Annotated in this window: 20 protein-coding genes, 4 pseudogenes and 1 riboswitch; of the genes and pseudogenes, 14 read left to right on the forward strand and 10 right to left on the reverse strand. The window is 60.4% G+C overall.

Features of this window, described 5'->3' with window-relative positions:
• Positions 1-479 precede the first annotated feature (479 nt).
• From J1C56_RS30020 to J1C56_RS30035, 4 genes are all read left to right on the forward strand, one after another.
• Entirely contained in the window at positions 480-1,205 is a 726-nt protein-coding gene (locus tag J1C56_RS30020; protein WP_214393610.1) for a LuxR family transcriptional regulator, read from the forward strand.
• Positions 1,206-1,305: 100 nt separating this feature from the next.
• Complete coding sequence (locus J1C56_RS30025) at positions 1,306-1,938, forward strand: acyl-homoserine-lactone synthase (RefSeq protein ID WP_214393611.1); 633 nt, start codon at positions 1,306-1,308, stop codon at positions 1,936-1,938.
• 1 nt (position 1,939) lies between these two features.
• Positions 1,940-2,191, forward strand: a complete 252-nt coding sequence (locus J1C56_RS30030) for a transcriptional regulator domain-containing protein (protein WP_064987292.1) — start codon at positions 1,940-1,942, stop codon at positions 2,189-2,191.
• Positions 2,192-2,312: 121 nt separating this feature from the next.
• Positions 2,313-2,741, forward strand: coding sequence for a DUF2285 domain-containing protein (locus tag J1C56_RS30035; protein ID WP_246592158.1), 429 nt, complete (start codon positions 2,313-2,315; stop codon positions 2,739-2,741).
• Between the two features lie 29 nt (positions 2,742-2,770).
• Here the strand turns inward: J1C56_RS30035 and J1C56_RS30040 are convergent, their stop codons facing one another.
• Positions 2,771-3,022 (reverse strand): DNA -binding domain-containing protein, encoded by a 252-nt coding sequence (locus tag J1C56_RS30040; RefSeq protein WP_027033327.1) that lies wholly within the window; start codon positions 3,020-3,022, stop codon positions 2,771-2,773.
• A 125-nt stretch (positions 3,023-3,147) separates the two neighbouring features.
• On the opposite strand from J1C56_RS30040, the gene J1C56_RS30045 reads away from it, so the two are divergent.
• From J1C56_RS30045 to J1C56_RS30055, 3 genes and pseudogenes are all read left to right on the forward strand, one after another.
• A complete protein-coding gene (locus J1C56_RS30045) occupies positions 3,148-3,360 on the forward strand; it encodes a helix-turn-helix domain-containing protein (RefSeq protein WP_027033328.1) in 213 nt (70 codons plus the stop codon).
• Between the two features lie 215 nt (positions 3,361-3,575).
• On the forward strand, positions 3,576-3,821 hold the full coding sequence (locus J1C56_RS30050) for a helix-turn-helix domain-containing protein (RefSeq protein ID WP_080680407.1): 246 nt from the start codon (positions 3,576-3,578) through the stop codon (positions 3,819-3,821).
• A gap of 68 nt (positions 3,822-3,889) precedes the next feature.
• Positions 3,890-4,169 (forward strand): annotated as a pseudogene (locus J1C56_RS30055) (helix-turn-helix transcriptional regulator).
• Here the strand turns inward: J1C56_RS30055 and J1C56_RS30060 are convergent.
• A pseudogene (locus J1C56_RS30060) lies at positions 4,127-4,427 on the reverse strand (transposase); the annotation flags it as partial. The pseudogenes J1C56_RS30055 and J1C56_RS30060 overlap by 43 nt on opposite strands.
• A 341-nt stretch (positions 4,428-4,768) precedes the next feature.
• The gene (locus J1C56_RS30065) at positions 4,769-4,906 is read right to left on the reverse strand and encodes a hypothetical protein (RefSeq protein ID WP_214393614.1); all 138 of its coding nucleotides are present in this window, start codon (positions 4,904-4,906) and stop codon (positions 4,769-4,771) included.
• Positions 4,907-5,104: 198 nt separating this feature from the next.
• On the opposite strand from J1C56_RS30065, the gene J1C56_RS30070 reads away from it, so the two are divergent.
• The 4 genes from J1C56_RS30070 (at position 5,105) to J1C56_RS33365 (ending at position 9,733) form a co-directional block, all read left to right on the forward strand.
• Positions 5,105-6,442: a serine hydroxymethyltransferase gene (locus J1C56_RS30070; RefSeq protein WP_214393615.1), complete on the forward strand. Its 1,338-nt coding sequence runs from the start codon at positions 5,105-5,107 to the stop codon at positions 6,440-6,442.
• Positions 6,443-6,500: 58 nt separating this feature from the next.
• On the forward strand, positions 6,501-7,676 hold the full coding sequence (gene metK / locus J1C56_RS30075) for a methionine adenosyltransferase (protein WP_214393616.1): 1,176 nt from the start codon (positions 6,501-6,503) through the stop codon (positions 7,674-7,676).
• Between the two features lie 100 nt (positions 7,677-7,776).
• A complete protein-coding gene (locus J1C56_RS30080; protein WP_214393617.1) occupies positions 7,777-8,769 on the forward strand; it encodes an adenosine kinase in 993 nt (330 codons plus the stop codon).
• Between the two features lie 364 nt (positions 8,770-9,133).
• On the forward strand, positions 9,134-9,733 hold the full coding sequence (locus J1C56_RS33365) for a cold-shock protein (RefSeq protein WP_214393618.1): 600 nt from the start codon (positions 9,134-9,136) through the stop codon (positions 9,731-9,733).
• A 257-nt stretch (positions 9,734-9,990) separates the two neighbouring features.
• Here the strand turns inward: J1C56_RS33365 and J1C56_RS30090 are convergent, their stop codons facing one another.
• The gene (locus J1C56_RS30090) at positions 9,991-10,455 is read right to left on the reverse strand and encodes a Ros/MucR family transcriptional regulator (protein WP_214393619.1); all 465 of its coding nucleotides are present in this window, start codon (positions 10,453-10,455) and stop codon (positions 9,991-9,993) included.
• A gap of 244 nt (positions 10,456-10,699) precedes the next feature.
• On the opposite strand from J1C56_RS30090, the gene J1C56_RS30095 reads away from it, so the two are divergent.
• Positions 10,700-11,002: a DUF982 domain-containing protein gene (locus J1C56_RS30095; RefSeq protein ID WP_214393620.1), complete on the forward strand. Its 303-nt coding sequence runs from the start codon at positions 10,700-10,702 to the stop codon at positions 11,000-11,002.
• Between the two features lie 271 nt (positions 11,003-11,273).
• A complete protein-coding gene (locus J1C56_RS30100) occupies positions 11,274-11,522 on the forward strand; it encodes a DUF982 domain-containing protein (protein WP_214393621.1) in 249 nt (82 codons plus the stop codon).
• Between the two features lie 722 nt (positions 11,523-12,244).
• On the opposite strand, the gene metE is transcribed toward J1C56_RS30100, so the two are convergent.
• From metE to J1C56_RS33825, 6 genes and pseudogenes are all read right to left on the reverse strand, one after another.
• Positions 12,245-14,575 (reverse strand): 5-methyltetrahydropteroyltriglutamate--homocysteine S-methyltransferase, encoded by a 2,331-nt coding sequence (metE, locus tag J1C56_RS30105; RefSeq protein ID WP_214393685.1) that lies wholly within the window; start codon positions 14,573-14,575, stop codon positions 12,245-12,247.
• 116 nt (positions 14,576-14,691) lie between these two features.
• Positions 14,692-14,891: riboswitch (cobalamin riboswitch) on the reverse strand.
• 274 nt (positions 14,892-15,165) lie between these two features.
• Positions 15,166-15,459 (reverse strand): annotated as a pseudogene (locus J1C56_RS30110) (cytochrome P450); the annotation flags it as partial.
• Positions 15,426-16,658 carry a cytochrome P450 family protein gene (locus tag J1C56_RS30115; protein WP_214393622.1) on the reverse strand — a complete coding sequence of 411 codons (1,233 nt, stop codon included), beginning with the start codon at positions 16,656-16,658 and terminating at the stop codon, positions 15,426-15,428. The pseudogene J1C56_RS30110 and the gene J1C56_RS30115, both read right to left, overlap by 34 nt.
• A 97-nt stretch (positions 16,659-16,755) precedes the next feature.
• Positions 16,756-17,448 (reverse strand): OmpW/AlkL family protein, encoded by a 693-nt coding sequence (locus tag J1C56_RS30120; protein ID WP_214393623.1) that lies wholly within the window; start codon positions 17,446-17,448, stop codon positions 16,756-16,758.
• Positions 17,449-17,572: 124 nt separating this feature from the next.
• Positions 17,573-17,890 carry a hypothetical protein gene (locus J1C56_RS30125; RefSeq protein ID WP_246592160.1) on the reverse strand — a complete coding sequence of 106 codons (318 nt, stop codon included), beginning with the start codon at positions 17,888-17,890 and terminating at the stop codon, positions 17,573-17,575.
• Between the two features lie 7 nt (positions 17,891-17,897).
• Positions 17,898-17,996 (reverse strand): annotated as a pseudogene (locus J1C56_RS33825) (IS5-like element ISRso1 family transposase); the annotation flags it as partial.
• Positions 17,997-18,227: 231 nt separating this feature from the next.
• Here J1C56_RS33825 and J1C56_RS30130 point away from each other — a divergent pair.
• Complete coding sequence (locus J1C56_RS30130) at positions 18,228-19,103, forward strand: AraC family transcriptional regulator (RefSeq protein ID WP_214393625.1); 876 nt, start codon at positions 18,228-18,230, stop codon at positions 19,101-19,103.
• Positions 19,104-19,154 lie beyond the last annotated feature (51 nt).

The following is a 19,154-nucleotide window of genomic DNA, read 5'->3' on the forward strand; positions in this document are numbered from 1 at the left end:
CAAGATCTTCGGCCGCCGCGGCACCGCTTAACTCGGCGACCATATCGCCCCTCGCATGTTCCAATGTCATGGCGCGAAAACTCCATGTTCATCGGCCTATTGCAAGGTGCCTTGGCGCATCGCTTACGGTGTACCTCCCCGCCGGCAGGGCGCCTTTTTTGACGCGCTGGATCAGGGTGATTGTCGCGCGCCCGCAATCGAGAGTTCGAGAAGGAGGTCAGCAGCATGTCTGGATGGCACATCGAACTTCGATATTTCTATTACACCATGGCAACCACCCGACAATCGCAGCTTCCGACGCGCGGATACGGCAGCCGGCGTCGAGGTCGCACGCACCTCGTTTCATATGATCGAAGGTCCGGGGAGTAGCCACCGCGGTGAATTTTCTCCAGCGTCAAATTCTCAGGGCGAGCCTTTTCGCCTTAGCTGGCAAGAACCCCGAAAGTCCCAAGTTTAATTGAAAACAGCCGCAGGAGAAAATGCAGCTCGTCTTCGAAACTTTGCTGGAACAGTTGTCTTTGAGCGTTGATGAAGTCGACTTCCACAACGCACTGGCCAGCGCCGCCGGCGCCTTCGACATTCCCGCATTCGCCTATCTGTCTCTGGTGTCTGATCGCGTCACAAAACCCAGGCTGATATCGAACTATCATTCTGGCTGGACGTCGCACTACTTGCGCCACCAATATGAAAGGATCGACCCGGTCATAGAATGGGCAAGATGCAGCGAATATCCCTTTCAGTGGGGACCGGATTTCGGCCATGCCGGCATTTCAACGCGACAGCAACAGCTTTTCGATGAGGCTGCCGAATTCGGCATCTGCTGCGGACTGACGATACCACTTGTTGATCGCCGCGGCGGTGTCGCTGCGATGACTTTCGCGGCAGACAGGCTCGATCCGACCTTCCTGCGCGTCGCCGAGAAGTATGAGCAGGCGCTCGAGATTATGGCGATGTGCTTTCACATTGGCGTTCGCCGCAAGCTTTCGGGTGGTCTGGCGGTGGATGGTGTTTCGTTGACGCCCCGTGAGTACGAATGCCTGGAGTGGACGGCGAAGGGCAAGTCCGCCTGGGAGATCGGCTGTATCTTGGGGATCAAGGAGCGCACGGCCGCTTTCCATTTGGACAATGCCAAGAAGAAGCTCGGCGTGCGCACCAAAAATCAGGCAGTGACACTGCTGGCCTCCTCACGATCATCAATTCTCTGAGGGACAGAATCCCTCTTTGATCTACCTGTGCAAATGCACAGGCAGTCGCGGCATGAAGGTTCGCCTCCAATGGCAGGGTCATACCTGCGAGGAGACCATCATGATTGAGCTTATTGCGCCCGGCTGGTACGGCGCCTTTGCCGACGAACTTCCCGAAATGCACCGCCTGCGCTACCGCATCTTCAAGGAGCGGCTCGACTGGAACGTCCGCACGACGGGCGGCTTCGAGATCGATTCATTCGATTCCCTGAAACCGCACTATCTTGTGTTGCGCGATTCCGCCAGTCGCGTCGGGGGCTGCGTACGCCTCCTGCCCTCGACAGGGCCGACGATGTTGCGAGATGTCTTTTCGAGGCTGTTGGAGGGGAGAACGGCACCCGAGCAACCGAGTGTCTGGGAAAGCAGCCGATTCGCCCTTGATCTTCCACCGTCTGCACCGAAGGGCAGTGGGAGTATTGCTGTCGCGACCTATGAACTCCTCGCTGGCATGATCGAGTTCGGTCTGTCGCGGCAGCTCACCCATATTGTCACGGTTACGGATTTGCGCATGGAGCGAATCCTGCGTCGCGCCGGATGGCCGCCGGCCCGGATCGGTCCGCCCCCGACAATCGGCACCACGCGCGCCGTTGCCGGCTGTTTGGATGTCTCAGAGGCGAGCCTTGCTGCGGTCCGCCACAGTGGCAGTCTTGGCGGTCCCGTCGTGTTGGCGCCGGTGCTCTGCACGGGCGCCTGACATGGCTATGATAGGTAATGACGCCGACTGGCCGGACTGGCAGGATGAGAAATCTTATCGCTATACGCGGCACCTGACGCGACGCGGCTGGGCCTGGGAATTCCTGCGGCGCAATCCGGCCTTTCAGCGTGACTGCAGGCACGCGCTTGAGCACGCAGAATTTGCAGAAAGGTGGTTCGAGGTAGAAGTGGTGAGATCGTCGCTCGATCTCACGCAGTGGGGACTCCTGTTTCGCAAGCTCGTTGAGGCCTGATGCGGTTGTGTTCTGGTGCTCCCGCCAATGCCCGCATGTCCTGCCGGTCATTGCGAAAAAGGCACTGTCGCCCGAAACGCTTTCGTTTGATCTCGCTACATTGCCATGTCGGGCGTCACTCATGATCTCGGCGGACGGTCGACAGCACGTCATGCTGCGAAATGCTCACCGGGACCTCCAACTTGTCGTGGAGGGCGCGGAGGTTTTGCGCCCCGTTCGGCTTTCCGTCGACGCGATCTGGCCCGCCGATCGGATGAGGCAGCACCTGAATGCGCTCGAATGCCTCAATGCTTTTCACGCGACCGGACAACTTCCCGACAGGCTGTTTCCGCCCGAAGCGCGCGCCAGCCGTCTGCGCTTTGTTCTTCAGGCGCTCGACGGCTCGCTAGGCGGGGCATCGCATCGCCAAATCGCAATGGCCCTGTTGGCTCGACAACGCGTCCAGGCCGACTGGACGGATCCGCGCAACCACCTTCGCGATCGAATCCGCCGTGCCGTCCGGCGCGGTCACATGCTCATGGATCGTGGCTATCGGGATTTCCTCGTCTAAGATGATTGGAATAGCTCACCTGGAGCCGGTCAGCGCGCGAACAGTTCTTTGTATCCAGTCGTAACCATCCAGTTTGCCCGATCGAGATGGCTGCGAACCGCCATTCGGGCACGTTCAGGTTCTCGCATCGGATCGATGCCGAGGACGAGCTGTGCCATCTCGTCTTCGCTGGCATCGTCGGCGGACGCGTCCAGGAGTCTCATATAGATGGTGAAGTGCTCATTGTCGTAAGCGGTCAGGCTGTCCGACCAGGGGACTTCGTCTTGGACTTTGCGTTTCATCGCGACCCTCTTGCCGGTTTGGGGTTTGTTGTGATCGGGCACGGTTTCTCCTCGGTTGGCTCACCATAGCGAATAGGAACGATCGTTCCTAGAACGATAGTTCCGGTTCTGGTCCCTATCTCGCCATGGACCTCACGGAAGTCATGGCGATCAACATGCGTCGTTTGCGCCATGATCAGGACCTGACGCAGGAAGAATTGGCTGCCCGCGCAGAGCTGAGCATGCGCTATGTGGGCTCGATCGAGCGTGCTCGGGTTTCCGCAAGTGTCAGTGTGCTTGGCCGGCTCGCAAAAGCGTTTGACGTTGATCCTTGTGAGTTGATTAGGCCGCCGCAGTAACAAAGGCGATCAGTCCATCCCGGATTGCCGAAATCGATCTGGATGACGCGCAACCGCCGCCCATGAACTGAGCCCGCTTTTCTTCGACATGGTCTCGACCATACAGTTTGCTCCATGGCGCGGCTTGCCTTGTGGATTGCAAATATCTCCTAAAATGGGATAATCCGAAACTGGGATTAGTCGATGAGCCGGTTCCCTTCTGGCCGGTTCATCTGATGCCGAAATCCCTTCGATCGCCCCGCCAACGCCGGCTGCTGGAACAGCTGATAGCGGCGCGCAAGAACAAGGGCTTAACCCAGGCCAAGGTTGCCGAAGCGCTTCGCCGCCCGCAGTCTTTCGTGGCCAAGTATGAGGGCGGTGAACGTCGCATGGACGTCATTGAGTTCCTCGATGTAGCGGAAGCGCTCGAAATCGACCCTTGCGAGGTTCTCGCACGTGTGCGTCGCTTGCGTGACCGATAGCTTGTGCTGCTTGGCAAGCGACAAGTCACCAAAATCGTAGCCCTGGATTTGCTGCCCCCCGGCGGCAGATGGTTCGGGCACATCGATGGCATAAACTCAATGCACGCAGGATCAGGGAGAAGGCCGGCTTGACGTAGGAGCAGCTTGCCGAGACCTCCGGCTTCAGCCAGCAGTACATCAGCGGGCTGGAGAAGGGCAAAAGGAACCCACCATCGTCACGCTTTATGAAATGGCCCAAGCCCACGGTGTCAGCCATTCGACCTGGTGCGACCTGACAGACCAGGACTAAGCGCTATTTGGAAATGGCGTCGACGCGCCGCCGACATTTCGACCGCATCCGTCGTGTAGATGATGCTGCGCACACTCTCGGGATAGGCGAAGAACGGCACGACGTGCTGCCAGTTGCGTCGCTGGGTCTGAGTGATCGCCGGTCGCCGACCCCAGTCGCCCGCCCCCAAATCCTCCGGAGCCTTCATGCCGGCTTCGGCGTCCGCGGCCCGGTCAATGGCGCTGAGCGTCGGCACGACGGGTTCGCGACTTCCGGGACACGAACTCAAGCAGATGGCGGATCAGGTGCACGATGCTGGTTAGCACTGGGAGAGGTGGCGCCGATTCCCTCCCGCTTGGCCAGGCAGTTCGCCAGCTTGCCGTCTTACCAGCACCTCGCCAATCTCGTTGCGTTCTTGTTTAGGTTGTAACAGATCCTTCAAAGAAATTCATCGAATCTTTGCGACCACAAATCGCTGTAAATGGTACGCTCACCACAACTTTCAAGTTCAGTAGCGGCAGAAATCTGGTGTGTTTATATTCCGCTGCCGAACAGAATTTGCGAAGAGCCCGACATGACAAAGCGAGCAGGACGAGGGGTTCGGTTCTTCTATTTGGCGCCGTGCTGACCAATGATGATACTTGTCGATCGCCTAATGACAGCAGCACATCTTGATCGCCTACGGATCCTGGGCCTTTGCGCGCATGCCGACCTGACTGTCCGCGAACTGGCGGAGATTCTCGATCTTCGTCGGGAGCGTGTTGCGCGACACGTCCGGATGCTCGCCAGAGCCGACTTTCTTTGCGGCAACGGACAACGTCCTTTGTCCTCATATCATCTCAATGCAGGGGGCAAGGACGGAGGGTTGGTTCAATTCTTGGTCGATCTCCTGCCCCACGACGATGGGTGTCATAAGCGGGACCTGGAGCGGCTCGAGGCGGTACAAGACGCGTGGTCGAAGGAGACCGCTGCTTGATCGTGAAAAGATCTGCCCAGATGGGAGCGCGAAACTACCATGAAGAACTCCACTGACCTAGCCATCGCAGAGCCCGGCAAATCTGGATGGTCTTCCTTGGTCCACGTCGATTGCCATGTTCACGAACTGCTTCTGAGACAGGAGCGGCAGGAGCGGACGACGCTCAAACTCATCGCATCTGAGAATTTTGCCTCCTCAGCCGTACTGGAAGCGACCGGCTCGATCTTCGCGAACAAGTATGCCGAGGGGTACCCGGGTGTGCGCTACTACGCCGGAAACGAGATCGTCGATGAGCTTGAGACCCTTGCGATCCAGCGCCTGAAGACGCTATTTGGCAGTGAACACGCCAATGTGCAGCCTTATTCCGGCTCGCCGGCCAATCAGGCTGTCTATCGTGCGCTTTTGAGCCCCCATGACAAAGTCATGGGCTTGCCTCTCCCCGAAGGCGGCCATCTGACTCATGGTTGGTCCGTCAACTTTTCCGGCACTGATTATCAACGCGTCCCCTATGGGCTGCACGAAAAGACGCAGCAAATCGACTATGACCGCTTGCGCGAGACAGCCAGGCGGGAACGGCCGAAACTGATTTGGGTCGGCGGAACGGCCTATCCGCGTGCCTTTGACTACGCGGCAATGGCAGAAATCGCTCTGGAGGCCAACTCCTATCTCGTGGCCGACATTGCGCACATCAGCGGCCTGATTGTCGCCGGAGCGCATCCGAATCCCGTGGCCCATTGCGACGTCGTCACCAGCACGTCTCACAAGTCGATCCGCGGCCCCCGTGGAGGCTTTATTTTATCAAAGAATGAAGATCGCTATCAGGCGCTCTATCATCCCACGAGCAAACACAATCTCGCCAAACGGATTGATCGCGCGGTGTTTCCTCAACTGCAAGGTGGGCCGCACATGAATATCATCGCCGCGCTAGCTGTTGCTTTGCAGGAAGCCGCGACCCCCTCTTTCCGCACCTGCGGTCACCAGATCGTCAAGAATGCCAAGGCACTGGCCGAGGCGCTTGTGGATCGTGGTTATGACCTGGTCACCGGCGGGACCGACAATCACATGCTGATCCTTGATCTTCGGGACCGGCCGCTGTCAGGCAAAGCCTATGCCGAGCGCCTGGCAAGGGCAGGCATCATTACGAACTTTAATATGGTGCCGGGCGACCCGCGCGACCCGACAGTCACAAGCGGGATCCGCTTGGGGTCGCCGGCAGTGACGTCCATGGGCATGCGCGAGGGGGAAATGGTGCAGATCGCCGCTTTTATTGATTTGGTCTGCCGCCAGCCCGACGACCAGGAAGTTCATGCGCGCGTACGAAGAGACGTTGCCGACTTCTGCACTGCGTTCGACGTTCCCGGCATCAGCGACCGGTAAGGCCGCCCCAATCCCGAAACTCCCACCTAACTCCAAAAACTTGAAGCGAGGACATTCCATGACCAGGCAGTTCGTGTTCTCTTCCGAATCCGTCGGCGCGGGACACCCCGACAAGATGGCAGACAACATCTCCGATGCCGTCCTCGATGCCATCCTCCGCACCGACCCGAAGGCGCGCGTCGCCTGTGAAACATTGGTGAAGACAGGGATGGTCGTTCTGGCTGGCGAGATCACCAGCCACGCGCAGATCGATTACAGCCAAGTTGCCCGCGATACGATTCTCGATATTGGATATGATGACGATGCGATCGGCTTTGACGGTCGTCGTTGTGCCGTCGTTCTGGCCCTTACCGAGCAGTCGCCCGACATAAGCCAGGGCGTTGACGAAGGACGAGGGCAGGATCTCGAGCAGGGGGCGGGGGATCAGGGCCTCATGTTTGGATTCGCATGCAACGAGACGGATACATTGATGCCCTTGCCGATCCAACTCGCTCACCATTTGACGAAAAGACAGGCAGAGGTCCGGAAAACGGGACAGCTTGGCTGGCTGCGTCCGGACGTGAAATCTCAAGTGTCCGTACGCTACGAGGGTCTCCGCCCGCTGGCGCTGGACACCATCGTCCTCTCAACGCAACATGACGCGGCGGTCTCCCAAGATACAGTCCGCGAAGGCGTCATTGAGGAGATCATAAAACCGGTCCTGCCAACCCATCTGGATACTTCGGAGATCAGATTTCTGGTCAACCCAACAGGGCGGTTCGTGGTCGGTGGGCCTGCCGGCGACTGCGGCCTCACTGGACGCAAGATCATCGTCGATTCTTACGGTGGAACGGGGCGTCACGGCGGCGGCGCCTTTTCGGGCAAGGACCCATCCAAGGTTGACCGCTCGGCGGCCTATGCGGCGCGGTACGTCGCGAAGAATATCGTTGCCAGCGGACTTGCGGAGGTCTGCGAGGTTCAGCTTGCCTACGCGATCGGCGTGGCCAGTCCGGTTTCTGTGATGGTCAACACCTTCGGAACCGCAAGAATCGAGGAAAAAAGGATCGAGTGCCTTGTTCTTGAGCTTTTCGATCTCCGACCGAAAGGCATCATCAAGATGCTTGATCTCTTGCGCCCGATATACCGCAAGACCGCGACGTACGGACACTTCGGCCGTGAAGAGCCTGAGTTCACCTGGGAGAAGACGGACAGAGCCGACGACTTGCTGCGTGGAGCAGGACCGGCAGCTGCGTGAGGGCCGCTGGATCAAGCGCATGCGGCAACCCATTTCAACTCGCTAGACCCGCGCCTGGCCGGCATAGCAGAAAGCCGGTGGGTAGTTGGCGGAGACATTGATGCCGGATTATGACGTGCTTTGCATCGGCAATGCCATTGCCGACATCATCGCCCAGTGCGACGAGGAATTCCTCGAGACCAACGGCATCATCAAGGGCGCGATGAACCTCATCGACACCCATCGCGCCGAACTACTCTACAGCCGTATGGGCCCGGCGATCGAGGCCTCCGGCGGCAGCGCCGGCAACACGGCGGCCGGCGTTGCCAGCTTCGGTGGACGTGCCGCCTTCTTCGGCAAGGTTTCGAACGATCCGCTCGGCGAAATCTACGCCCATGACATCCATGCCCAGGGCGTTGCCTTCGACACCAAACCGCTCGAGGGCCAGCCGCCGACGGCGCGCTCGATGATCTTCGTCACCCCCGATGGCGAGCGTTCGATGAACACCTATCTCGGCGCCTGCGTCGAACTCGGGCCGGAAGACGTCGAGGCCGACAAGGCGTCGGGCGCCAAGGTTACTTATTTCGAGGGCTATCTGTGGGACCCGCCGCGCGCCAAGGAGGCGATCCGACAGACGGCGAAGCTCGCACACGAGGCCGGACGCGAAGTGTCGATGACGCTGTCTGATTCGTTCTGCGTCGACCGTTACCGAGATGAGTTCCTCGACCTGATGCGCTTGGGCACCGTCGACATCGTCTTTGCCAACAGCCACGAGATCAAGTCGCTCTACCAGACATCGTCCTTCGACGAGGCGCTGGCCAGGATCCGCAAGGACTGCAGAATAGCCGCCGTGACGCGATCGGAAAAAGGCTCGGTCATCGTGCGCGGCCACGAGACCGTGGTCATCCAGGCAACCGCCATCAGGGAGCTGGTCGACACAACGGGCGCCGGCGACCTCTATGCCGCCGGTTTCCTCCATGGCTACACACAGGGCCGCGACCTTAAGACCTGTGGCGACCTTGGCTCACTGGCGGCCGGACTGGTCATCCAGCAGATCGGTCCGAGACCACGGCAGAATTTGCGCCGCGAGGCCGAGCAGGCGGGGTTGATCTAGCCGGACGATCCAACGACGAGCTGCCGTCTCCTCTCCTGCAGGCTGTGCGCGGAAAGTGCGTGTAGATCGAAATGTCGGATGCGCATCCGCGTGAGACGCAGCCGCTGAATGTCACGATCGAACGGTCGATGACACCCTCCTGCGAACCTTCTGCCGTGAGATGTAGAGAAGCGTTCGGATCAGCAGCTCGACCTGTCGCATATATTGCGCACCCGCAATGGTCCACCTCGTGTGGCAAAGGTCGGCCGGATCGTGATGCGATTGAGCGGATTAGCGGCCAACTGATGAATTGACATCAACGCATCGCCCGATTGAGATTATCCTGCCGGGAGCGCAGGGCGTTGTTCAAGCCAGTCGGACGATCATGGGCAAATATAAGGACCATCGTGAGCCACGCCGGCATCGTCATGACGATGAGACGGTTTCTTTTTCCGAACGATCTGCCGAGCCAAGCTACTTTCAGCGTTCGTCGATCGTAACCGCGGACCCTGTCGACGCCGAAGTGGTGTGGTTCAACACCAGCAAGGGTTTTGGCTTTGTCAAACTGCCGGAGGGCACCCAGGCCTATCTGCACATCCGGGTGCTGGAGGCGGCCGGGAGCCGCGGTGTTTCCGAGGGAACGCGTCTCAGGGTCATAGCGGAAGAAAGTCCAAGAGGTCATCAGGTCGCGCAAGTGCTGGAGGTAGGCGGTCAGACCGCGAAACCTCAGGTACCTACGCGTTGCACTAGAGAGTCCACCGCCGGGACGAGCGCCCAGTTGGAGAGCGAGGGCACGGTCAAGTGGTACAATCCCCAAAAGGGCTTCGGCTTCATTGCACCTGAAAACGGTGAGAAGGACATCTTCGTTCATGCCACCGCGCTGACCCGCTCAGGACTGAGCATGCTGATGGAGGGTCAGAAGGTGTTTGTCCAATGCGGGCAGGGCAAGAAAGGCCCGGAAGTTCGGAGCATTCGCCTCGCTTAGAGCCAAATGCGTTGGCCTACCGAAATCGTCCCTCAGACAAAGAAAAAGCCCGCTACCGGGAGGAGGTGGCAGCGGGCTCGATTTAGAATGAGACGCGGGAGGAGGTGCGCCCCATTCAGGGTCGGCGCCACATCTGGGAGGAGTAGATGGCCGACAACATGATCATACCGATAGCCCCGGATATTGCAACGCACAAATTTCATCTCGCGAGTGCGAAATGATGCCGGATCCCCTTAGCCGATCCTGAAAAAGTGCGGTCAGGCTGCGGCTTTCTTGCGGGGACGCTTGGCAGGTGCCGGCGTTTCCGGTTCCTTCGGCTTGCGGCCCAGACCCATGGTCTTGGCCAATGCCGAGCGCGCCGCAGCGTAGTTCGGCGCCACCATGGGATAATCCGCCGGCAGCCCCCATTTCGCGCGATATTCGTCGGGCGTGAGGCCATAGTGGGTGGCCAGGTGACGCTTGAGCGACTTGAACTTCTTACCGTCCTCAAGGCTGACGATGTAATCGGGCATGACCGATTTCCTGATCGGTACGGCAGGCTTGAGAGCTTCCGGCTTTTCTGGTGCGGCACTACCTGCAGTGCCTTTCAATGCGATGTGGATCTGGCCGATAAGCCCAGGCAGTTCACCGACGGGAACCGGATTATTCGAAACATAGGCTGAGACGACATGGGCGGTGAGTTCGATGAGGTTGTCGGCTTTGCTCTCGGTTTCTTCGGTCATGAAAACGCTCCTGCGGAATTAGACTAGCCGGTTAAGAATCACTTGATAGCTTAATAGTGACGACCGCGTTTGATGGCAACCAAGCCATTGCATGATGTGTTGGCGGATCGATACACACCCGGCCGCAGGCGCGGATCTTCCTCTTGAACCGTCATCGCCCTGACAACACATTGTGCCATGGTCGCCGTGTCGATGCGGCGCCTCTTCACCGCAAATTGGCTATTTAGAAAGTTGGGAGGAACTAATGAACGCTGAGGCTTTCAGCAGCCCGCTTTTCGTGAGGCGCGCAACCCACATCATCCAGGAGATTGCCGGCCTTGCGGATGCAATCGATTTTCTCAATGAATGGCCGGAAGATCGCAGAGACCTGATCCACGAAGCCGCCCTGAGGGCATGCTACGATGCATACGATGGGCGCAAGCCGGTAAGCACGGCGCGCAATGCGTTTTTCGGCTTTGCGAAGCGGGTCGCCATATTGGAAGATGCAACCTCCGCGATGCAGTGGATCGCCGCCGGCAGATCGGGCAGTGGAAAAGTGCAGGTGTAGACATCGACGACATGTTTGAGACTGGCGAGGCGCGTCAAACAGTGCACTATGTCCAGGTTTCACAGCTAGACCACGCGAATGAGAAGCAGTTCCTCACCATCGACTGCACAACCGCAGATCGCACGCAAGCTGACCATGGCCGGACGCGCCTCATGGCGATCGCTTGCCCGCCAATGGCCAGGCTCAATGGCGCAGGTGCAGCGGTCGCGTTCGGCTGAGTCAAGAAATGCGATCCGGGCTATTTGCCGCATAGTGGCTGTGGAGGAGGGGGATGACCGGGTTGGTCAGATTTGAGAGGCCAGTCGTTGTCCAGGTTAGCCGCCGCAGCTCGGAGCGTGTCGTGTTCGACGTCAACGACGCGGCCGCTATCTTGCTGCGGGATCTGCATCATGAGACCGATAAACGCAGGATCGCGATGGACACCTGTCTGCAGGTGTTACGCGGTAAGACCCATCCACCAGCCGCTCGACGAGCTTTCGTCGCAGCCGCGCTCGAAGCACGCATTCTGCGCAGTGATTGAGACTTGGGACGCCGCTCGTGAATTTCGGCCGTCTGCACATCGCTATTGAGCGCGGTCCAAATACCTCTGCCGGCATCCGCCAGGAGCAAGCCAACCCCGCAATTTCCGCGACGGCTTTCCTGGTCCGGCGCCGGATCTTGACCATCAAAACAGAAGGGGTCCGCGTGCCAGCTGCGGCCGCTCGGCTTCGCCGTCGCGGTGATCGTGATTGCAGCCAGAGGCAGACAGAGCCATCGAGCGGCAATTGGCCCGTTACGGATGGCACAGCGTCGACGCCGCCTCAACAGTCTGCAGAAGTGCCGTTTGAACCTTCCCCAGCTTAGCCCTGAATCCGGTTTCCCGGAACACGCTCCGCGGACCGGCGCCGCGTGATCGCTGATGCTTCTCCCGATGGTCGGGACCGGGGGGTTCGGCGACCAAGGTCGGGGAGACGATAGTGACACTGGATGATCCCAATACGGAATAATCCGAAACTGGCTGGCGGTGAGCCGTCTCGTTTCTGGCCGGCTCATTTGGGGCCCAAGCCTCCTTCGATCACCCGCCAACGGCGGCCTCTGGAACAGCTGACTTCGACGCGCCATGGCAAGGGCCTCGGCCAGGCCAAGGTTGCCGAGGCGCTTCGTCACGGGCAGCTCGACTGCCTTGGGTGCGCCGGATGGACTCACCCCAAGATTGCCCGGTGTGTGGCGTTGCCGCTCACCGCCGGCGAGGGGCACCGAGCCCTACGCGGTCTGCGCTTTTTCGCGAATTGCGCGTGCTGCAGCCACCATATTCATCAGGGCAGGGCGGACCTCCTCCCATCTGCGCGTCTTGAGACCGCAGTCGGGATTCACCCACAGTTGGCCATCCAGCAATCGCTCGCGCGCAAGCATGATGAGGTTGGAAATCTCGCCCACTTCCGGGACCCGCGGCGAGTGAATGTCATAGACACCAGGACCGATCCCGTTCGGATACTTGAAGCTTCGGAGCGTATCGAGCAGTTCCATCTGCGAGCGCGAGGTTTCAATGGAGATCACATCGGCATCCATTGCGGCAATCGCGTCCACGATATCGCCGAACTCGGAGTAGCACATATGGGTGTGGATCTGGGTCGCATCGCCGACCGCCGTTGAAGCCAGCCGGAAGCATTCGACGGCCCAGTCGAGATAGGCCTGCCAGTCGGCCTCGCGCAGCGGCAAGCCCTCGCGCAGTGCGGCTTCGTCGATCTGGATCATCCTGGCGCCGGCCTTTTCGAGGTCGCTCACTTCATCGCGAATGGCGAGCGCGACCTGGCGGCAGACGGCTGAGCGGGCAAGGTCGTCTCGGACGAAGGACCAGTTGAGGATCGTCACCGGGCCGGTAAGCATGCCCTTCACCGGCTTCGGCGTCAGCGACCTTGCATATCGCCACCAATGTACTGTCATCGGATTTTGTCGCGACACATCGCCAATGATAATCGGGGGTCGCACAAAGCGCGAGCCATAGCTCTGCACCCACCCATGTTGCGTGAAGGCGAAGCCGCAGAGCTGCTCAGCGAAATACTGCACCATATCGTTGCGCTCGAATTCGCCGTGGACCAGCACATCGAGTCCGATCTCTTCTTGCCAGCGAACGGCGGCTTCTATCTCTTTCTTCAGGAACGCCTCGTAGTCGACGTAACTCAGCTCGCCCTTGGCATGAGCTGCCCGCGCCTTGCGAACCTCGGCTGTTTGCGGGAAGGAGCCGATCGTCGTGGTGGGAAAGGAAGGCAAGCCAAACGTGTCGGCCTGAAGCTTGCAGCGCACGGCGAATGCGCTCTTCCGGCGCGTCATGCCGACCTTGATGCTGGCGACCCGGCCTTCGACGAGCGGATCATGCACCTTCGCGGATGTCGCGCGAACGGCGGCAGCCTCAGCCGACGCCTCCAGTTCGGCGGCGACCGCGTCCCGGCCTTCGGCCAGGGCACGGGCGAGCACGACCAGCTCGCCGGTCTTTTGCGCCGCGAAGGCGAGCCACGACTTCACATCCGCATCGAGTGCCGTCTCCATGTCCAGGTCGATCGGCACATGCAGCATCGAGCAGGACGGGGCAATCTCCACGCGGTCCAGCGGCCAGCCGGCGACGATCGGCTTGATGCGGTCAAGTATGGCAGGCAGGTTCGCACGCCAGACGTTGCGGCCGTCGATCAGCCCGAGCGAGAGCACAAGTTCCTTCTGCGCGAGCCGGCCGACGGTCTCCAACTGCTCTGGAGCGCGCACGAGATCGACGTGCAGTCCCGCCACGGGCAGAGAAATTGCGGTCTCGAGATTGTCTCCCAGCGATCCGAAATAGGTAGCGACCATGATCTTCAACTCGGGTGCTGCTTTTGACAGCCGGCAGTAGGCGAATTGGAGCGCATCCCGTTCGTTGGGAACCAGATCGACCACGAGCGCCGGCTCATCGATCTGCACCCAATCGGCTCCCGCGAGCTTCAGCCTCCGCAGGAGCTCCTCGTAGACGGGCAGCAGCCGTGGCAGGAGCGCGATAGGGTTGAAACCTTCCTCAGGTGACTTCGCCAACTTGAGAAAGGTAACCGGTCCAAGCAGGACCGGGCGCGTGTGGATGCCGAGCGCCTTGGCCTCGAGGAAATGATCGACCGGTTTCGCCGACGAGAGGGCAAAGCTCTGATCGTCCGTAAGTTCCGGCACAATGTAGTGATAGTTGGTGTCGAACCATTTGGTCATTTCCATCGCGGCAAGGCCATGCCCGTTGGCCGCATGCTCTTCACCGGCATGTCCACAATCAGCGGCCTGACCTTGGTTGCCGCGCGCCATGGCGAAATAGGTATCGAGTGGGACCTCGCCGTCAGTCCAGGCGTATCGTGCCGGCACGGCGCCGACCATGGCGACGGTGTCGAGCACATGGTCATAAAGCGAGAAATCGTTGGACGGGATTTTCGACACGCCGCGATCGTGCTGCTCCCTCCAGCTGGCGGCGCGTAGCGCCTTCGCCGTCGCGAGCAGGTCGGCAGCGGGAGATTTTCCGGACCAGTAGCTTTCAAGCGCGAATTTCAGTTCCCGCCGTCGACCGATACGCGGCACGCCGAGCGTTGCCACAGGAATGCGTTGAGAGACAGTCATGCCATACCCCGATGGTTGGGGCGTGGGGACAAGGAACGCGCGAGCAGGCGGCACGAAGCCGGGCTACTGCGACCACCGAGACACCCCGCCCGTGGACGTTGTTCGTCGTGGCAGGTCTCCTGGCTCGCGGGTCAAAGCCTCTGCCCGTCTTCCCGAGGCCGTTCGCCTCAGTGACACCAATGGGCTTGGCTCGCCGCTAACAGTTGCGGGGGCAGCGCCGGCATCACACCGGCTTCCCTCTTAGCTCCGCTACGGCAGTGCCGCGCGGAGAACCATGACATACGCACAATCACAGCCGCTTCGCTCCTTGTCAATACATATAACGAGATGTTTATGTGATGATGCGAATAATGCCCTTGCGCTGATCGGTCTCTTTCGCCCAAAGCCGCATACGATGCGGCCTCTCATCAGTGCAGGCTCGGAGAGGTCCTTGTCCCCATCGGCGACGCCGGATCAGATCGAGGTCGCCGGGCTCAAGGGCGTAAAGTCGGGCCAGGTCTTCACGGTCCGCCGGGAATCCCGGTAGTTGTTCCCCGCTCGGCTTTGCTCAGCGTGCTTGCGCATTCGCCCATCAGCCCGCTGATGACCACGTCCGGTAGCGGAAAGGAGAGGTGGCGCTGCAGGTCGGCGGGTTGGGGCTGGGCCGTCAGCGTCTCGAACAACTGCGTGGCGATCGCCTCGACCTGCTGCGCGAGCACCTTCACCCTGCGGTTGCTGAAGGCCGGCGTCACGATCGTGCGTAACCGGGCATGCTCGCCCCCCTCGTGCGAGACCAGCCATCCCGGCGAACCGAGAATCACCGAATCCGGCGTGAATGCCGCACTCTCTAAGCGACGGAAGGGCGGAAGCTGACCGGCAGGCGCTGCGGGCAGCGAATGACGTAAGACGGCATGTAGACGACGTCCTCCGCAGCGATGGTCAGCGCCAGATCCTCCAGCCGCCCGAACAGCGCGGGGAAGGCGCAGCGCAATTCCAGGCGCGCCAGCGCAGCGCCCAGGCAGGAATGCGGCCCCTCGCCGAATGACAGGTGCGGGTTGTGCCGCCGGGTGACATCGAACCTGTCGGCGCCGGGACCGAAGGCCTTTTCGTCCCGGTTCGCCGCATGGAACGCCATCAGGACGGCATCGCCGCGGCGGACCATGCATCCGTCGATCTCCACGTCCTGGGTGGCATAGCGGAACGGCAGATTGGCAGCTGAGCTGCCCCAGCGCAGGATCTCCTCGATCGCCTGTGACCACGGAACTTGGCCGCTGCGCACCAGGTGCAGTTGCTGCGGATGCGTCAGCAATGCCAGCACGCCATTGCCGATGACGCCGGCGGTGGTCACGAAGCCCGCAGAGAGCACCATGAACAGCATGTCGATGAGCTCGGTGTCGGAAACGAGCTCGCCATTGTCACGCGCGACGATCAGGGCCGAAGCCAGATCATCGCCGAGCTGGCCCCGCTTGAGCGCGATCAGGCGACGGAAGAACTCCGGGATGCGCTGCCGCGTCTGTCGCACCTCTTCGGCTGTGGCGGAGGTGTTGGCCAGGCTGTAGGTGAGCGCGACGATCTCTTCGCGCTGTTCGTCCGGCAAACCGAACAGTTCGGCGATAACGTTGGTGGGCAGCGGAGCGGCGAACTCGCACATCAGATCGGCACTGCCGCCGCGCTGCGCCATCTCGGCCAGGAGTCGATCGACGCATTGTTCGACCCGTGGCGCCAGCAAGGCGATACGACTGGGCGCGAAGCTGCTGGACAGCAGGCCGCGCAAGCGGCGGTGATCGGCGCCATGCGCCGTGGTCATGTTGTCCACTTTGCATATCCCGATCAGCGGATGATCCTCGGGAATCTCGCCGTCCTGCAGCGCCCGCCACTGTCGCCAGTCCTTGTTGAAACGCTGGTCGGAAAGCATCTGCCTGAGCGTCTGGTGACGGGCTGCCGCCCAGGTCACCACATCGCCTGGCAGCGACACTCGCGCCATCCCCCCCTGCCGCAGAATCGCAGAAGAAAGACGATCAAGTTGCGTGGGAGCGGCCGGCACACCGATCACGTCGCAATGATCGTTTTCTACGCGCATGCCAACAACTCCTTTAAGAACCATCGCGGGTCCACTTCTCGGCACGGAAGATCCGCGCGCGGACTTCGAAAAGTGCCCCTTCAGGGTCCTTTCGACATTAGAAGCGGTAGGTGAGACCTGCGCCTACCAGCCAGGGATCGAGCTTGGCCTTGCCTGTGAGCTTCGTGCCGGCGACAGTGACGTCGAAGTCGGGCTTAAGGAAAAGCTTCTTCACGTCGAAGTTGACGCCCCAGTGCTGGTCCACCATGTAGTCGAATCCGACCTGCAGCGCGGCGCCGAATGTATTCTTGACCTTGAGATCATCGGCGCTGCCGGCTTGCTGATGATAGAAGATCGTATAGTTCACGCCCGCGCCGATATAGGGCTTGAAGGCGCCGAAATCGGTAAAATGATACTGCAATGTGAGCGTGGGCGGCAGCAGCCAAACCTTGCCGACCTTGCCCAGCCCGCCGATCGCACCTTGGCCATCGATGTTGGCATAGGTGGTTCCGAGTATGAGTTCGGCGGCGATGTTGTCCGTGAAGAAATACGAAATATCGAGTTCCGGCGTTAGCGTGTTCGAATAGGAAAGACCGGAGCCGGGCACCGCATTGACATAGCCCGAATCCTCGGTGATCACCCCCAACGCACGCAGGCGGATCTGCCAGGGGCTTGGCGCTTCCGCGACGCAGGCTTCTGCCTGCGGGACGCTCGCGGCTTGCCCAACATCTGCCGCGCCGGCCTGTCCCGCAACGATGAGGACGACAGCCGCTGTCATTGCCCGCGCCACGCCAATTCGCGCTCTCGCCATACTTTTCTCTCCTTGATCTTCAGAAGCGACGCACTGCGCCTTGATTGAATCCTGCTCGCATCAATCGAAATGACGGAGCGCTCATGCGGGATAGCCCCCGCATATGTCGTGCCAAATGAGAAAATCATTGCAGAACAACGCGATCATTCTGATAGCGCTGTGTCTCATGTCCGACTTCGTCGAAGATCCGACAATAAGTGCGGCCGTAGCCGCCGCCGGGTAGCAGTTCGTCAACATCGGCCGCCAGTTCGTTGGCATGCTCGTACTCGGCTTCGAGTTTGGCGTATTCTGCGTTCAGCGCCTTGATCGTCGCCTGCTGCTTCGCCGTCAGGCCGGGGAACGTTCCAGCCAGCTGGCGCAGTCCGTGGGCGTGTCCGTAAGGTCGTCTCGACCGCGACCGATAGGGGCGGGAAATCCTTTGGCAGCATGCGCCAGCCGCCATCCGATCGGGCCATGTAGCGGATCGCGTTGAAGACCTCGCGCAGGTCCGTCACCGCGCGCCACCCGGTCTTGGCCGCGCCCGGCAGGAACGGTTTATCCGCGACCATTCCTCATGCGTCAGATCGGAGGGGATAGCGCTTGGTCTTCTTCTCGATATCGGCCATCCGGCCATACGTCGCTCGGGTCCACATCCTAAGCTTGAGACACGATTAATCCCGCCAATCCGCTGCCCGCCCTGCAGCAGGCCCCTCTTCGGGCGGCAATTAATCCTGCTTCGGTTTGAAATTCGCTACGAGAGCACGATATCGTTGTGATGACCAACCTGGATTGATCATCAAGTGGCCGATACCGCCATAGAATGCGGCGAAAAGGCGCGTAGTCGTTCTGAACCCCCGGGCCGGCCGCCGCGCAATCGTGCGGTGATGAAGCACTTCGATGTCCTTGGCGGGCTCGATTACCTGGCGGCCGACTATCACCGGCAAGATTTCTCCAAGCATCTCCACAACGAGTACCTGATCGGGCTGATCGAGCGGGGCATCCATGATGTCTGGTGCCGAGGTGAGGTTTGGCACGCCGGTAGCGGCACCGTCGCGACCTTCGCGCCCGGCGAACCGCATTTCGGGGGTGCTGGTGACGATCTCGGCTGGAGCCAGAAAATCTTCTACATGCCCGAAGGCCTTATCCGGCAAGTCCTTGAGGACAGCGGCCAAAACGAACCCGGAACGATCGACTTCAAAAGCCCGTTCCAGGAGAATGCCCCAGTTGCACATGGCCTCAGCGCGTTTTGGCGCCTGCTTGAACATGGGCATAGCTCGGCACTGGAGATCGAGGAGTATCTGATCCGTTTCCTGCCCCACGTCTTCGCAGAGGCCGGCGGGTCGCGCGTTGCTGAGCCAAAATTCGTGCCACCGAGGTTCCGCGACGTATGTGACTTCATCCATGCCCACTTTGACGAAGTTCTGCAGCTCGCCGCCCTGGCCGCCCTCGCCGGATGCTCCAAGGCGACGCTGATCGATGGCTTCAAGGCGCATTTCGGGTTGCCCCCCACCCGCTACCTCATCCAGGTCCGCATCGACGAGGCGCGACGGCTGCTGAGGCGAGGTCAGCACGTCGCCGAGGTCGCCGTCGCGGTCGGGTTCGCGGACCAGAGCCACCTGACCCGGCACTTCAAGGCGGTGCTGGGGGTGACGCCGGCGCGTTACCTCTCGGTTTGAATATCGTTCAATAAAGCGCGCGGCGAAACCGTCTAGCTTTGACGCTCAATG

This window comes from Aminobacter anthyllidis (genome assembly GCF_018555685.1).
GTDB lineage: Bacteria > Pseudomonadota > Alphaproteobacteria > Rhizobiales > Rhizobiaceae > Aminobacter > Aminobacter anthyllidis.

Coding starts and splice junctions, on each gene's coding strand:
- J1C56_RS30020 (WP_214393610.1), top strand. CDS start 480: ATGCAGCTCGTCTTCGAAACTTTGCTGGAACAGTTGTCTTTGAGCGTT.
- J1C56_RS30025 (WP_214393611.1), top strand. CDS start 1,306: ATGATTGAGCTTATTGCGCCCGGCTGGTACGGCGCCTTTGCCGACGAA.
- J1C56_RS30030 (WP_064987292.1), top strand. CDS start 1,940: ATGGCTATGATAGGTAATGACGCCGACTGGCCGGACTGGCAGGATGAG.
- J1C56_RS30035 (WP_246592158.1), top strand. CDS start 2,313: ATGATCTCGGCGGACGGTCGACAGCACGTCATGCTGCGAAATGCTCAC.
- J1C56_RS30040 (WP_027033327.1), bottom strand. CDS start 3,022: ATGAAACGCAAAGTCCAAGACGAAGTCCCCTGGTCGGACAGCCTGACC.
- J1C56_RS30045 (WP_027033328.1), top strand. CDS start 3,148: ATGGACCTCACGGAAGTCATGGCGATCAACATGCGTCGTTTGCGCCAT.
- J1C56_RS30050 (WP_080680407.1), top strand. CDS start 3,576: ATGCCGAAATCCCTTCGATCGCCCCGCCAACGCCGGCTGCTGGAACAG.
- J1C56_RS30070 (WP_214393615.1), top strand. CDS start 5,105: ATGAAGAACTCCACTGACCTAGCCATCGCAGAGCCCGGCAAATCTGGA.
- metK (WP_214393616.1), top strand. CDS start 6,501: ATGACCAGGCAGTTCGTGTTCTCTTCCGAATCCGTCGGCGCGGGACAC.
- J1C56_RS30080 (WP_214393617.1), top strand. CDS start 7,777: ATGCCGGATTATGACGTGCTTTGCATCGGCAATGCCATTGCCGACATC.
- J1C56_RS33365 (WP_214393618.1), top strand. CDS start 9,134: ATGGGCAAATATAAGGACCATCGTGAGCCACGCCGGCATCGTCATGAC.
- J1C56_RS30090 (WP_214393619.1), bottom strand. CDS start 10,455: ATGACCGAAGAAACCGAGAGCAAAGCCGACAACCTCATCGAACTCACC.
- J1C56_RS30095 (WP_214393620.1), top strand. CDS start 10,700: ATGAACGCTGAGGCTTTCAGCAGCCCGCTTTTCGTGAGGCGCGCAACC.
- J1C56_RS30100 (WP_214393621.1), top strand. CDS start 11,274: ATGACCGGGTTGGTCAGATTTGAGAGGCCAGTCGTTGTCCAGGTTAGC.
- J1C56_RS30115 (WP_214393622.1), bottom strand. CDS start 16,658: ATGCGCGTAGAAAACGATCATTGCGACGTGATCGGTGTGCCGGCCGCT.
- J1C56_RS30120 (WP_214393623.1), bottom strand. CDS start 17,448: ATGGCGAGAGCGCGAATTGGCGTGGCGCGGGCAATGACAGCGGCTGTC.
- J1C56_RS30125 (WP_246592160.1), bottom strand. CDS start 17,890: ATGGCGGCTGGCGCATGCTGCCAAAGGATTTCCCGCCCCTATCGGTCG.